The following is a 14,840-nucleotide window of genomic DNA, read 5'->3' as shown; positions in this document are numbered from 1 at the left end:
TTTATTTATCAACAAATGCCATTCCAAACTTTGCTGCATCCAACAAACAAGGCTTACAAATATTTTCATAGAATGATGGAAGTGAATAATCGACTTTTGCTCCACCAATAAAACTATGTTGCCCTGCTTTCACTTCGAACTTAGCAGCCGTGGTCACAAATACACCTGAACCATTAATCTTTAATTGAGAGCCACCAGATGTGATAATAATTTCTTTGAGACTCTTTAGCTCAATCATCTCCTCAGTCGAAATGATTTGAATACCTTTACGTGCAATCAAATCCGCACCATCGCCTTGTGCTTGGATCTCAACTTTGCCTTTTCCAGCAAATAACCTTGCCCCTTCCTGTGCCGCAAAAAGACTAATCTTTGATTGTGCATGTGCAACTAAATTCTTTTGCGTACTCAGGTTGATACTGTCACCTGCTGTATAACTGATTTGTTTATCCGCAGAAAGATGTAAGTCTTCATTGCTTGCCAATGCGATTGAATTCGGTGCAGCTAAAATCATCAAAGCTTGTTTAAATGCATCCGCTTTGTCTTTTTCACCTTTTTCGATTTGATCAAGAAATTGCTTAAGATTTTCCAATACATCCAGCGGATCAGTCTGCTGATTCTTGGCAACTTCACTTAAGGCTTTAGAGTTATTTAGACTGCTTTCTAACTGACTTTTCGCGGCTGTTGCATCAAGATGGTTACCTGAAGCTGAATCTTGAGCATAGGTACTCAGTAGTAGGCCTTGCCCAGCTCGTAACGCTCCCCATTGATCTGTTCTTAGTTCAAAGCCTTGGCCTCGTCCCTCACTGGTCTCGGTTTCTTTAGGATGACTCAGATTACCGAGGTTAAGTTGACTCGTGCCGTGACTGCTTTGTAGCTGACTGCTGATTTGGTCTGTGGTATCGTCAAATCTAAGTTGGTTGTAGCCACTGCCTTTAACTTCTCGACTTTTGATCCCTGCCAGTTTTTTGGTATCAGGCAATTGGCCTTTGTCATCAAATTTCGTTGGGCTTCGTTGTGCTTCATGGATACGCCCCACCACAAATGGTCGGTCAATATTTCCATCAAAGAAATCTATCACGACAATCTCGCCGATCCTCGGTAAGAACCGCGCACCATAGCCTTCACCTGCCCACGGGGTCAGTACATCCACCCAAGCGGAATCGGTGTCGTTGTCATTGCTCCCTGCACCACCATCATGACTATGATCTTCATTGCGAGTAAACAGGAAGCGAACTTTAATACGTCCCCATTCATCGACATGAATTTCCTCTCCACTTGGCCCAACCACTTTGGCTCGTTGTGGATGGGTACTTGGACGGTGTTGTAGTGGATGGTATTCCGGAACAGTGGTGATATTACGGCGTTGTAGTACCAATTGATTGGCTTGGCGTTCTGGGTTGTTTGGATCTGCTTTATTTTCGTTTACCCAATTGCTCTGTTGGAGCAAGCGATTGATTTGTTCACTCAGATCTTTGGGTAAGTTGTTCTGGTTATAGAATGTCTTTGAGGTGATCAAAAACTCTTTGTCTGAGCCACTGTGTTGGTCTATTTCTGGGTGTTCGTTTAATTCAAACCAGTACCCCACTTGCGCATCACGTACAGTGGAATTGGCTATAAATTGTTTGGATTGAGCATCGTAGTAATGGCTGAGGTTTTGGTTAATCTTTTCAATCTGATTGTTATTTGACGCGGTTGCTTGATCTTCACCGTTCAGGTCTTGAATCCATGCTGGGCTGATATGCCAAGCTTGTTCTAAACCGAGACTGGCATTGTTTTGGTTTTGACTGTGTTGGTGTTTGCTTTGAACACTGCCTGCACCCTCTTCTTGCTCTAACACATCTGCTTGCCAGCGTTGTACATGGACAGCAGTGGGTTGTAAGCTACGTTGTCCGATAAAGCTGGTGATGCTGTCTTGTTGTTCTGTGGCACTGCTGCGATGGAAGCGGATCTTTCTTCGTTCTAGCGCTTTGTATTCACTGTTATCATCCACCAAACGCAGTTTTTGCGGCTGAATTTGAGTCGCAGAACTAGGCACAATCAATTGTGCTTCATCAATCAACCAGTTGATCCCTTCACTGCGCATCAAGCGGGTTAAAAATGCATAGTCGCTTTCGTTACTCTGCATAATGAATGGTCGGATATCGTAATCTTTTTTCAGTCCACTTTTATCGAGGTTTAGACTCGATGCAAAGAGTGGGCTTTTGTCTTGCCATTCTTTAAACAGCGCTTCTATGACTTGAACAACCGACTTATTCATAAACACTCGGCTGTTACGGCGTTTATGCCACAGTGAAGTGGCATCTTCGAGTTTGAGTTTATATAGCGTGAGTGCACCATCACTCTGCCCTTGTGCGGCCTCAGTAATCACCCCTGTGCTACGAAACAGTTGTCCATGATCTGTGACTTGATCAATCGCCACTTGGCTACCAATAAACTGTTTAAGCGGAATCGTTGCTGAAGTGGCAAGACAAATCAGTTCAACAGACACACCTTGGTTTAGACCATGTTGTCCATCGATACGTTGTAAGAAGACTTGGTTGTTTAAGTCTGTATTTGTAAATTGGATATGCAAAGCTCGTTTTTGTGCGTTTAGTCCAAGCTGATCCAATATTTTATAAATGCTATTTACTAAGCTGTTCATTTTAATAATTTATTCGTTTTAGTTGCCTCTATTATAAATTAATTCTAAAATTTTTCTATTTAAAAAAACAATTTCATTACTAAAAATACTTAAATTCAAATAGATTTTTTGATTAATTGTTGAAAAATTAAATAAATAATCTCGCTAAAAATGTAGTTTAAATATTCATATATTTCTAATAAATCAACATTATTTATTTCCACAAATATCTAAAATAAAGCTCAAAATAATCTTGTTTATATGCTTGATTTCAATTTTAATCTCAGCCTGCTTGTTATGTCTGATATGTATTCAATACTGATCAATTCATGTTGTGTTTATATACATAAGCCTCATTTAATTTATGTCTTTTATAGCAATGCCAACTTTACTACTGCTTTATGTTATAAAATAGCTACACATTTCATTCTTTTAGGAGTTTTCCTATGAACGATGTTAACTCTCCCAAAAAACCGTTGTGGAAATCTAAAGCCGTGATTTTCGCAACAATCTTTAGTTGTTTATTCCTTGTATTCTTCTATATGGCTGTAACCAATGAACCAGATTATATGCCGAGTCAGCAAAATAAGCAGATAGCGACGCCTCAGACTGAGAATACCGATACAACACCTCTACATGACACTCAGCAAATGCCGAATGATGAAATGAAAAACATGCCACACAACTCAGCTCAGCCAGAACATGCAAACTAAACAATCTATGATCAATGATTCACGTAATGCGCTTGTAGTAGAAGGTGGTGGTATGCGTGGGGCTTTTACCTGCGGTGTACTTGACGCTTTCCTACAACAAAATTTTAACCCTTTTGATCTTTTTGTTGGAGTGTCTTCTGGTTCAACAAACCTCGCCAATTACCTTGCTCGACAACAAGGTCGCAATATCGAACTCTATTTAGACCACTCACTTCGACCTGAATTTATTCGTTATGCTCGCTTTTTTAAAGGTGGGGATTTACTGGATATGCAGTGGATGTGGAATATTGTCGAGAAAGAGAATCCTCTAGATCAACAGGCATTATTTAGTCAAAATCCTGACTTTTATATGGTCTTGACTCATGCTCGTACAGGTTATCCTGAATATTTACGTGCTGGGAAAGACAATATTATCGATGGATTACGTGCTTCTAGTTCTATTCCCTATCTGACACGACAGGCTGTAGAAATTTTTGGAGAGCCTTATTTTGATGGCGGTGTCGCAGATGCCCTCCCTGTTCAATGGGCAGCGCAACAAGCAAATATTCAAAATCTCTTGGTGATTCGTACCCGTACACAAAATTACTTTAAAGCCAGCAGTAAAGCCGATCAATTCTTGGCAAAATATTTGCTTAATCAATATACTGGCTTTGCAGATAGTCTGAAAAACCGCTGTACTCGTTATAACCAAACTGTCGATTTTATCCGCCAAAATACGCAACAAAGCATTTTGGAAGTCTGCCCACCTGACAATAAAAAGTTAGCAGGCCGTTTATGTAAAGATAAACGCAAATTGCAATATACCTATGAAGTTGGCTTAGAAAGCGGACAAAAAGCCATAGAAGACTGGAGCAACACACACAAAGGCTAAAAGCGAAGTTCCCAACAGACTAATTTTTTAGCTTGTATTGCGTGACATATCCTTCTTGTGGAAAAGCATCTTGAGTGATGCTTTCTACCTGTACAACTTGCCCTTTGACTAAACTGGTCAAAGGTGGCTGTTCAATCGTAATTCGCATGCGTTGATTGACCAGTGATTGACATCCACTGTCAGCTCTTCCATTCTTTTCAGCTTTTAATATTTTGATATACATCGTCAATTTACTTTTTTCAAACTCACTTTGTGGCCCATTGATTGCCATCGTCATGGTTGAAGTTTCTTCTAAGACTTTAACCGTTAAGAGACATTTATTGACATAAGATGCCCAAGTCAAATTGGGTACAATAAGACCCATCATCAAAAAAATACCAAGTATTGCACGTTTCATTTACTGATCCTTTTTCCAAAACTTCCATGACTTTTCAGGGCAAGTATAAAGCTTGTCAGAAACAGGGATTTGATCATTGGTTTTGAGATCAAATACTTGAAATTGGCATTGGTTATTTTGATATTTACCTAAAATTTCATAATCGTGTCCAGCCTGTGGTCTGAACGAAGCAACAGCATCCACACATTGATCAATCACTTGTGCTTTTGTCCGAGATGAATCAGTCGCTCCAAATACAAAACCATATAAATTCACAGGTTGGTCGGCATTTAAAATAAACTCTTTATAAGAGATCAGTTGGTAGGTTCGCATAGCATTGCTTTCAGCTTCTTTCTGAATCGCACTACGAGGCATCCCTTCTTCGATATTAAAGGTGATTCTGGCATACGCTTTTAGCGCAGATAATGCACCATTCCCACTTAAGTAATCCCGTATCCCAGCTTTTCTTCCTGCACAATCAAATGAATGTTGAATTAAAGTTTTTGTCGCACCCTTTCGATAGACCCGAATCCGTGACTGTGTCGCTGGATCATAAGTTTTTGGCTTTGTTTCCACCTGCAACTCATAGGCTAACGGTTGTTGTTTATCTGTTTCGGCTTGTGCAAATACACTGAATTGAGATACTACTCCAAATAAAAATAAAACCTGAAACTTTACCATGCCGTGCTTATATAATCTTTTCATTTTATTTTTAAAATACTAAGTATGTCTTGAAAAGACTTTACACGATGATCAGCCTGTGTCGATGTTAATTTTTGTTGAGGGTCAAATAAGATCGTTTTCATGCCCAACGCTTTTGCACCGCGAATGTCTGCTATCTCATGATCGCCAACAAAAACGCAGTGCTGAGGAATAACACCGAGCTGCTGACATGCCAATTGGAAAATTTCTGGATGAGGCTTTCGCAGTCCAACAGCTTCTGACACAACCACACTCGAAAAATACTCACTTAAACCTAGGGCTTTGAAATTATCTTCCTGAAAAGGTGTCTTTCCATTAGAGATTAATCCAAGAGAAAAATTTGCCTTAAATAAGCTATAAATAACCAGATCAACATCGCTAAAGCTCCGACAAAATTTATTAAAGTCTTGAATATAATTCTCTAATAGCGCTTGTGTTGAATAACTGGATATTTGAAACTCTTGAATAAGTTGAGCATACACCTGATCTTTCCATACAGAACCATTGTTATCCAACTCAATAAAACGCTGAATAAATTGTGGTTTCTGTTGTATCGCAACCAGCTCGAAGAAATTTACCTGCCAATTTAAAAAAGCCTTTAGGGAGGAGGTGCGATCAAGTAAGGTTTGATCTAAATCAAAAAGTACAACTTGAATCATCTCACCATCCTCTAAATCGAAAAGACTTACTAAAGGATCAATAGATTGTGATCATTGATTATCTATTCAATCCGATCTACCCATTGAATGCTTGTAGTGTTTCTAGGGTAATCCCTGCGCCACCACATACAATCACCAAGACCTGATCAGTGGGTTTAAATTGAATCGCCTGATCATAAAGCACTGATAATGTTGCACCACATGCCGGCTCAACCAAAATACGATTATCATCCACAAATTTTAAACAAGCATCTACAGTGTCTTGATCTGAAACAACCAAACTACGAACTTCAAGTTCTTGGCTCACTTCAAATGCATTTTGACAAACTTTTTTTGCTGCAAGTGTTGTTGCTATACCACTCACTTGATCCAATTCAACATGTTGCTTAGCGACAATCGAAGCATGTAAGGATGCTGTACCTTGGGTTTCAACCGCATAAATTGGAATATGGGCTAAACAATGTTTTTTTAATCCTGCTGCAACACCTGAAAGTAAACTTCCGCCACCCACAGATAAGACAACCGCATCTGGAGTAACACCTTCTGCAATGACTTCATCAATCATCGGGATAATGCCTTCCCATAACAGTGGATGATCAAAAGGATGAATAAATACATCATGCTGTGTTAATAAGGACTGCGCTAAAGCATTGGCTTCGGTCCATGAAGCGCCATGTACAATAACCTCTGCACCTTGCTGGGCAATTAATTCTCTCGCACGTTGTGCTGTGGTTTCAGGAACAACGACGGTCACCGGAACACCCAGTTGTCGACCTGTATAAGCAACAGCTAAGCCTGCATTGCCACCCGATGAACTGATAAAACGCTGGGCACCTTGTTCAAAATATTTTTGACAGGCATGGCTAATACCTCGTTGTTTAAATGACGCCGACGGTTGTAATGCTTCCATTTTTAACCACACCTGACATTGATTCAGTTGGCTTAAAACTAAAGATTGAATTAACGGGGTTTTTATACTGAGCATGAGTAAATCGATTCTCTTGGTTTATTTCAATCTTGGCTTATTTCAATGTGGGTTTATTTCAATTCAGTCATTTTTAAACTTAACCACATATCGATATGTGGAATCTCACAATCTAAATATTCTTCACCTTGTACCTGAAAGCCTAAGTTTTCATAAAAGCGTGTTGCATAGACTTGAGCAGATAATTGAAGAAATGCTCTATTTTGCTGTTTTGCAACTTGAATAATATGTTGCATGAGCAGTTTACCAATCCCCTCACCTCGATATTGTTGCAACACAGCAACTCGACCAATACTGTTATTTTCCAATAACCGCGCTGTAGCAATGGGTTGATCTTGTGCATATACAACAAAATGCAATGAAATGGCATCCTGCTCATCCCATTCATCTGCTTCACTGATGTTTTGTTCTTCGATAAAAACCATGCTTCGAATCAATTTTGCATCGTGTTGAAGCTGACTCCACGGCCCAGATTGAATGACAAATTGGCTCATTATTAAATCCTAATGGTTGAGAAATTGATCCTTCATTCTTGCAATTATGTTAGGGTCTGCTGACAATTCGTCTACGTTTGCGACTACGTGTGTTTTTTAGGTGATACTAGGCACGAAATACGAAATTTAGTTATTCTAAATGATGAGAAACATCGTTTCGCAAGGTAACAACGTAGCGGCAAAAAACACGCTAGTCCCGAAGGGTTGTGGCTAAAATTATCTCAGCCTACGTTATGAAACTCGAAAATAGTCTCGCTATTCTCTTCGTTTCATGCCTTGTCTGCTCAATTTTAACCTACAACGCAAGCCATTTATGAAATGTCAACAGACCCTCATGTAATGCACAGTGACAATGCGTTCACTTTCACTAACTTAACTAAACTTGTAGAATAATTATGTTTCTAAATCATAAATTTAAAGTATTTATTTATAGCGCAATTTTACTGACGACTCAAAGTATTTATGCAAAAACATCCGAGCTAGATCGTGTGAACATTATCACAAAAAGTATGATTGGATTATTTTCTCAAGATCAAAATCAAGATCAGCTTAATTTAAAAATGAGTGCCGCAATTGCAGGTATCTCAGAAGCTGAAGCTAAAAAAAACCGCGATGAAAGTGGCGAAAAACAAGCCACTGCATCTGAAAAGATGGTGGAAATACTCAAAGAACAATTTAATGCCAACGATTTTAAAATTGTTGCGCCAGCATTTGAACGCCAAATGAAAGCTCAAAGTGCTGCATATCAGAGTTGCAAACAGGATGGTAAAATTATTGAAAATAGTCAAAGTTTTCAAGTACCGTTAACCTGTAAAGTCCCTGTGCTTAATTTAGACAATGTTCAAATGCCTGAACGTGGTAGCAAAGAAAGTGATGCGCAATTTGCAGCTAAAGCAACAGACTTTTTGACAGAACTACTGATTAAAGCCCCAACAGAAACATTAAAAACCAGTATCTTGATTCATAAAATGGGTGAACAATTGATTCCAGAAATGGATGATCCGCAATATTTTCCAGATACCATTTCTCGAAAAACCACGGGCACAAGCGAAGCTGAGCTTGATGAAATGAATCAGCAATAAAATAATTTATCTAAATAGTACCAAGAGAGAAAGCAGTTAAACCTGCGTTCTCTCCTCACAACGCGCTAGCACTTAGCGCCAATGTCTTGCTGGTCCCACTGATCATTCAATAATAATTCTAAGGATTGTTTTTGAATCCCATACATCTCTTTTAAAGCACGAATTTGATCTAAGACTGTTTGATCAGGTGCAGTGAAATCTTTACGCTTGGTTGCCAAAATCATTTTGTTTTTACTGGTATGTTCTAATGCCACAAATTCAAAGACTTTGGTTTCATAACCATACGCTTTCAGCAACAGAGCTCGAATGGTATCTGTCAGCATTTCAGCTTGTTGTCCTGCATGAATACCGAATTGCAACATCGGTTGTAACACTTGTGGACTATTCAATTGTGGGCGTAATTCTTTATGGCAACAAGGTGCACACATAATCATTTGAGCGTTTAAACGGATACCTGTATGTATCGCAAAATCTGTTGCAACATCACAAGCATGTAAGGCGATCATAATATCCAAATGGGATGGATGATACGTTCTCACATCACCTTGGAAAAAATCCAATTGACTAAAATCGGACTTTTGCGCAACCTCTTGGCAAAATTTCACCATTTTGTCATTCAGCTCAACACCCGTTACAAATGGTGTTTGATGTTGTTTTGCCAAATAATCATATAAAGCAAAAGTTAAATAGCCTTTTCCTGAACCAAAATCGACAATTTTTAAAGCCTGATCTTTGGTTTTTCCATCATGCGCTAAAGCCTCTGGCTGTTGAATATGCACCAAAGCACCTGAAAAGATTTCAACAAATTTGTTAATCTGCTTCCACTTACGTGCCATGCTTGGAATAATCTGTGCATTGGCATCGGTAATGCCGAGCGGTTGGAGAAAATAACTTTCTTGGTCGACAAAACGATGTTTTGTACGATCATGCCTTTGTTGTTGGTTTTTAGCGGTTTTATCCAGCTTATTTTTACTGACGGTCAGCAAGGCTTTCTTTTTATTTTTCTTCAGCTGCGTTTCAGCCTCATGGGTAAATAAATTGGCTTGTTTACAATCCTCTGCCAGCCCCTGAATCGTGGTTAACGCATGGGTAAGTGGATAGTTTTTAGTAATATCATTGGTTTTATAACGATATAGACAGCTTAGAACCGTTTCATTCTGTAGCTGAATGACACGAAAGGTCATTTTCTCTAAATCAACCAATTCTCCGTTATACTGACTTAAAATCAAACGATCTAAGCTTTGATTATCAATAGCTTGCTGTACGCTATCAAAAAATTGTTGTTCCTGAACAGATAAGCTTGCCACATTGGACATAATCAAAACTCGTATTAATTAAGTTACCTATTTTAAGACGTCTTACTTTAAAGGTAAAACTCCATTACTATACAGTTGTATTTTTAGGATAATAAGATCCAATGTCGACAGATAAATTGATTCACATCTATGCACCACAAGAAGAACGTATTAATGCGTTGAGTCATGCATTCGGTGCAATTTTGGCTGCTATAGCGACTGTTTTGATGCTGATTAAAGGCAACTATCTGCATGGATGGCAATTTTTTGGATTGCTTGTCTATGGTCTAAGCATGATTTTACTGTTTTCCAGTTCAGCAATTTATCATTTTTCTGTCGATGAAAAGAAACGCCAATGGTATAAAAAGCTGGATCATACCGCGATTTATTATTTAATTGCAGGAACCTATACGCCCTTTTTGGCAATTGCCATTCCAACAGCAAAAGCACATTATTTATTGATTGCACTTTGGGTCATCGCAGCAATTGGAACACTATTCAAGTTAATATTCATTCATCGTTTTGAAAAAATCTCACTAATTGCTTATTTGGTCATGGGTTGGCTTGCCGTGCTTGTAATGGATGATATGCAACAGTTTTTAAAACCAGAAGCATTAAAATTATTGGTCATTGGTGGTTTAGCATATACAATAGGCGCATTGTTTTATGCCTTAAAAAGAGTAAGATACACTCATGCTATTTGGCATATATTTGTTTTGGTCGGTGCAGGATCACATTTCCTTGCAATCTATCTTTACGTCATTTAATTCATAGACACTCAAAATTCAGTGACCCTGATGGAGTGAATTTGGGTTGATCTCGTTGTTTTTTTAAGAAATTACGCCTTTTTTAAAAAGATTACGCTTTAAAGACTCGTTTTACTTTTAAAAGTGTAAGGTTCACCATGGCGTCATTATCTACTGCTACTCCAGAAATTCAAACAAATTCAAAGACTCGTGTTCTTTTCGCAAGTCTTGTAGGTACAACAATCGAATTCTTCGATTTTTATATCTATGCAACTGCTGCAGTCCTCATTTTTCCGCATCTGTTCTTCCCTGCAAGTACAGATCCGATGACGGCAACAATTCAATCACTCGCAACATTTGCCATCGCATTTATTGCCCGCCCTATTGGCGCAGCAATCTTTGGTCACTTAGGTGATCGTATTGGTCGTAAAGCAACCCTCGTCGCGGCTTTATTGACCATGGGTGTTTCAACAGTGTGTATTGGTTTACTTCCAACCTATGCACAGATTGGTATCGTTGCACCGCTATTACTTGCACTTTGTCGTTTAGGTCAAGGCTTAGGTCTTGGTGGTGAATGGTCTGGTGCAGTCTTGCTTGCAACTGAAAATGCACCTGAAGGCAAACGTGCTTGGTATGGGATGTTCCCGCAACTGGGCGCACCGATCGGTTTTATCTTGGCAACGGGTTCATTCCTTGGTCTTGGCGCATTGATGTCTGAAGCAGACTTTATGCAATGGGGCTGGCGTATTCCATTCCTTGCAAGTGCTGCATTGGTGATTGTGGGTTTATATATTCGCTTAAAATTGCATGAAACCCCAGCGTTCCAAAAAGTATTAGACAAACAAAAAGAAGTTAATGTTCCATTTAAAGAAGTTGTGACCAAACATTATAAAATGCTCTTCCTCGGTACAATTGCTGCGGTGTGTACATTCGTGGTGTTCTATCTCACAACAGTATTTGCACTCAACTGGGGAACCAAACAACTGGGTTACTCACGTGCAGAATTCTTAGAAATGCAACTGGTCGCAACACTATGTTTTGCTGCTTTTATTCCGCTTTCTGCTGTATTTGCTGAGAAGTTTGGGCGTAAGGCAACCTCTATTGGGGTATGTATCGCCTCTGCACTTTTTGGTTTAGTATTTGCCAGTATGCTTGAGTCAGGTAGCACAGTGATTGTGTTCTTGTTCTTATGTGTAGGTTTAGCATTGATGGGAATGACATACGGTCCAATTGGTACGGTCTTGTCTGAAATTTTCCCGATTTCTGTGCGTTATACAGGCTCTGCATTAACCTTTAACTTGGCAGGTATTTTGGGCGCATCTTTTGCACCTCTGATTGCAACTGAACTTGCAACTAAATATGGCTTACAAGCGGTGGGTTACTACTTGACAGCAGCATCCATTCTTTCACTGTTGGCATTCTTGGCCATTCGTGAAACAAAACATGATGATGTTAACAACCAAGTTTAATCCCCCTCTCAATGATCAAAGCCTGCAATTTTGCAGGCTTTTTTGATTTAGCCAAATGCTAAAACTCAGGCTCAGATACAATCTCAACCAGTAGATTATTAAAAGGCTGCATAAAAGACAAATAGCTTGCATGCAATGCCATACGCGCTAAATCGGTGTTATACGGCGTAGGATGATAAAGCTTATCGCGCATAATCGGATGCCCGATATATTGCATATGCACCCGTAATTGATGAGAACGTCCTGTAATCGGTGTAAGTAGCACCCGACTTACATCCTTTTCAGCATCATAGCTTACAGATTCAAATAAAGTTTGTGCGGGTTTGCCTAACTCAAAATGCACAATCTGGCGTGGACGATTTTCCCAATCGGTAATCAAAGGCACATCCACACGACCATTGCTATTGATTTGCCCTTGCACCAAAGCAATATAATTTTTTTTAACAGTTCTCGCCTGAAACATTTTACTTGCAGCAACTTCTGCATCGCGATGTTTGGCGAACAACAGAATGCCCGAGGTTGCCATATCCAAACGATGGGTAATCTTGGCATTTGGATATATTGCCAATACTCGAAAATAAGCGCTGTCGTGATGTTCAGGCAAACGCCCCGGAACTGAAAGTAACCCTGCGGGTTTATTGATGGCAACAAAGTCATTATCTTCAAAAATAATGTCAAGTGGATCTAAAGGAGGCTGATAAACAAAGCCATCATCAATCGGCATGTGGATCGCATATTGAGAAGAATTGCCGAAAAATAACAATAGACTAAAAAGCTGTCAAGCATGTACATGCTTTATTATTTTCAGCAATCAAAAAAACTCCAATACACGAGAATATTGAAGTTTTTAAGTCCCTATACAATACGTTTAATCCGATCAATCAAGCCTGAATATTCAATACCAACTGACGTTTCTTTACCTGTTGTCCAACTTGCCCAATAATCTCATTCACGACCCCATCAACATCAGACTTAATCTGTTGCTGAATCTTCATCGCTTCTAAAATCAACAAAGTTTGACCTTTAGTCACCGTATCACCCGCATTTACCAGGATATTGATAATCGCACCATCCATTGGTGCACGAATGTGACCATCGCCTGCGACATCGGAAGTTTCAGGTGCTGCATAGGTGATATTTTCAATGCTGATATTGCCATTTACCGCATCTAAATACAGCTGATTTCCATCTAAGACATAGTCAATCGAACGGCGTACACCATCCACCGCATAAATGAATTTTTCTGCTTGCTGTTCAATAATGCTGATCCCAAGTGTCTGCCCACAAATTTCAACGCTCACTTGGTTTTGATCACGTTTCACTAAAAGCTGTAATAACTGATCATCATGTTTGAGTTTTAAAGGTAAAGATAACGCAATTCCGGTATTCCAACTGCTTTGACTGGAAGCATTGGTCAACAGTGCCGCAGCAACAGCTAGGTGTTCTAAGCCCAAAGCCTGTTTATGTAAACTGGCATCTGTTTGGAAATGTTCCTGAATAAAAGCGGTATTGGTGTCGCCTTTGACAATAATAGGGTGTCTAAGCAAATTCACTAAAAATTGCTTATTACTATTTACCCCCAACAATACACAATCATCTACAGCACGCGCCAAGAGCCGAATGGCATCCTGACGGGTTTGACCATATGCAATGACTTTTGCCACCATTGGGTCGTAAAATGGACTAATTTCATCCTGTTGCAACAAACCATGATCAATTCGAACATTGGGTAAATCAGCAGCTTGCCAGCGCTGTATTTGACCTGTCTGTGGCAAGAAGTCTTGGCGTGGGTCTTCTGCATATAAGCGAACTTCTATCGCATGCCCTGACAAGGTCAGTTCAGACTGTTGTAAGGGCAAGGTTTCACCATTGGCCACACGCAGTTGCCATTCCACCAGATCTAAACCCGTGATCAGCTCTGTTACTGGATGCTCAACTTGCAAACGTGTATTCATTTCGAGGAAATAAAACTCACCTGATTGATCCAATAGAAACTCAACCGTTCCTGCACCGACATAATCACATGATTTCGCTGCTGCAACAGCAGCCTCACCCATTTGTTGGCGTAAGCTTTCAGTCATCACTGGGCATGGAGCTTCCTCAACCACTTTTTGATGACGACGCTGTATCGAACAATCACGCTCAAATAAATACACATAATTGCCGTGGGTATCGCCAAATACCTGTATCTCAACATGGCGTGGAGCAATCACAGCTTTTTCAAGAATCAGCTCACCTGAACCAAAGGCATTTTCTGCTTCAGAGCGCGCTGTTTTTAAGGCTTCAACAATATCAGCAGATTGCTGTACCAGACGCATACCGCGCCCACCACCGCCTGCTGAAGCTTTGACCATCAGTGGATAACCAATCTTATTGGCTTGTTGTTCTAAATACTCTATATCTTGCTGATCACCTTCATAGCCTGGTACACATGGTACACCCGCCTGAATCATGGCAATTTTTGACAGGCGTTTACTGCCCATCAATTCAATTGCAGGTGCAGGTGGGCCAATAAAGGTAATTCCATTTTTCTCACAAGCTGCTGCAAAATCGGTATTTTCAGAAAGGAAACCATAACCGGGATGAACAGCATCAGCCCCCGTTTTTTTACATGCTTCGATAATATTTTGAATAGATAAATAGGACGCTGAAACTTTTGAAGCACCAATATATACAGCCTCATCTGCAAGCTGTACATGACGTGCATAACGATCTGCATCTGAATAGACAGCCACAGTCTGATAGCCCATTGCTTTTGCTGTTTTCATCACGCGAACAGCAATTTCACCACGATTCGCCACCAATATTTTTGAAAATGCCATTCTCGT

14 protein-coding genes are annotated in these 14,840 nt (G+C 39.7%); 5 read left to right on the top strand and 9 right to left on the bottom strand.

Annotated elements, in window-relative coordinates:
* Nucleotide 1: 1 nt before the first annotated feature.
* Entirely contained in the window at nucleotides 2-2,641 is a 2,640-nt protein-coding gene (locus tag AC07WY_RS19440; protein ID WP_494736951.1) for a type VI secretion system Vgr family protein, read from the bottom strand.
* Nucleotides 2,642-3,066: 425 nt separating this feature from the next.
* On the opposite strand from AC07WY_RS19440, the gene AC07WY_RS19435 reads away from it, so the two are divergent.
* Nucleotides 3,067-3,333, top strand: a complete 267-nt coding sequence (locus AC07WY_RS19435; protein WP_494736950.1) for a hypothetical protein — start codon at nucleotides 3,067-3,069, stop codon at nucleotides 3,331-3,333.
* A gap of 7 nt (nucleotides 3,334-3,340) precedes the next feature.
* Nucleotides 3,341-4,204 carry a patatin-like phospholipase family protein gene (locus tag AC07WY_RS19430; protein WP_434279587.1) on the top strand — a complete coding sequence of 288 codons (864 nt, stop codon included), beginning with the start codon at nucleotides 3,341-3,343 and terminating at the stop codon, nucleotides 4,202-4,204.
* Nucleotides 4,205-4,223: 19 nt separating this feature from the next.
* Here AC07WY_RS19430 and AC07WY_RS19425 read toward each other — a convergent pair whose 3' ends face one another.
* The 5 genes from AC07WY_RS19425 to AC07WY_RS19405 all read right to left on the bottom strand — a co-directional run bounded on the left by AC07WY_RS19425 (nucleotide 4,224) and on the right by AC07WY_RS19405 (nucleotide 7,420).
* Complete coding sequence (locus tag AC07WY_RS19425) at nucleotides 4,224-4,601, bottom strand: hypothetical protein (RefSeq protein ID WP_494736949.1); 378 nt, start codon at nucleotides 4,599-4,601, stop codon at nucleotides 4,224-4,226.
* Nucleotides 4,602-5,285: a hypothetical protein gene (locus AC07WY_RS19420; protein ID WP_494736948.1), complete on the bottom strand. Its 684-nt coding sequence runs from the start codon at nucleotides 5,283-5,285 to the stop codon at nucleotides 4,602-4,604. It abuts the gene before it with no gap.
* Nucleotides 5,282-5,941: an HAD family hydrolase gene (locus AC07WY_RS19415; protein ID WP_494736947.1), complete on the bottom strand. Its 660-nt coding sequence runs from the start codon at nucleotides 5,939-5,941 to the stop codon at nucleotides 5,282-5,284. Before AC07WY_RS19415 ends, AC07WY_RS19420 begins: the two co-directional genes overlap by 4 nt.
* Before the next feature lie 76 nt (nucleotides 5,942-6,017).
* Nucleotides 6,018-6,926 (bottom strand): pyridoxal-phosphate dependent enzyme, encoded by a 909-nt coding sequence (locus tag AC07WY_RS19410; protein ID WP_494736946.1) that lies wholly within the window; start codon nucleotides 6,924-6,926, stop codon nucleotides 6,018-6,020.
* A 53-nt stretch (nucleotides 6,927-6,979) separates the two neighbouring features.
* On the bottom strand, nucleotides 6,980-7,420 hold the full coding sequence (locus AC07WY_RS19405; RefSeq protein ID WP_494736945.1) for a GNAT family N-acetyltransferase: 441 nt from the start codon (nucleotides 7,418-7,420) through the stop codon (nucleotides 6,980-6,982).
* 395 nt (nucleotides 7,421-7,815) lie between these two features.
* Here AC07WY_RS19405 and AC07WY_RS19400 point away from each other — a divergent pair, with 395 nt between their 5' ends.
* Nucleotides 7,816-8,502, top strand: a complete 687-nt coding sequence (locus AC07WY_RS19400; protein ID WP_494736944.1) for a hypothetical protein — start codon at nucleotides 7,816-7,818, stop codon at nucleotides 8,500-8,502.
* 65 nt (nucleotides 8,503-8,567) lie between these two features.
* Here AC07WY_RS19400 and AC07WY_RS19395 read toward each other — a convergent pair whose 3' ends face one another.
* Nucleotides 8,568-9,818, bottom strand: a complete 1,251-nt coding sequence (locus tag AC07WY_RS19395) for a class I SAM-dependent methyltransferase (protein ID WP_494736943.1) — start codon at nucleotides 9,816-9,818, stop codon at nucleotides 8,568-8,570.
* A 101-nt stretch (nucleotides 9,819-9,919) separates the two neighbouring features.
* Between AC07WY_RS19395 and trhA the strand changes: the two genes are divergently transcribed.
* On the top strand, nucleotides 9,920-10,564 hold the full coding sequence (trhA, locus tag AC07WY_RS19390) for a PAQR family membrane homeostasis protein TrhA (protein WP_004817865.1): 645 nt from the start codon (nucleotides 9,920-9,922) through the stop codon (nucleotides 10,562-10,564).
* Between the two features lie 137 nt (nucleotides 10,565-10,701).
* Nucleotides 10,702-12,012 (top strand): MFS transporter, encoded by a 1,311-nt coding sequence (locus AC07WY_RS19385; protein WP_004817867.1) that lies wholly within the window; start codon nucleotides 10,702-10,704, stop codon nucleotides 12,010-12,012.
* Between the two features lie 58 nt (nucleotides 12,013-12,070).
* On the opposite strand, the gene AC07WY_RS19380 is transcribed toward AC07WY_RS19385, so the two are convergent.
* Together AC07WY_RS19380 and AC07WY_RS19375 are read right to left on the bottom strand one after the other, a co-directional pair.
* The gene (locus AC07WY_RS19380; RefSeq protein WP_494736942.1) at nucleotides 12,071-12,736 is read right to left on the bottom strand and encodes an RluA family pseudouridine synthase; all 666 of its coding nucleotides are present in this window, start codon (nucleotides 12,734-12,736) and stop codon (nucleotides 12,071-12,073) included.
* Nucleotides 12,737-12,893: 157 nt separating this feature from the next.
* A complete protein-coding gene (locus tag AC07WY_RS19375) occupies nucleotides 12,894-14,834 on the bottom strand; it encodes an acetyl-CoA carboxylase biotin carboxylase subunit (protein WP_262086970.1) in 1,941 nt (646 codons plus the stop codon).
* Nucleotides 14,835-14,840: the final 6 nt, after the last annotated feature.

The sequence above is a fragment of the Acinetobacter sp. GW821-FHT01C12 genome (assembly GCF_059422625.1).
The sequence above is the reverse complement of the archived record's forward strand: the minus strand, read 5'-3'. Positions and strand labels throughout refer to the sequence as shown.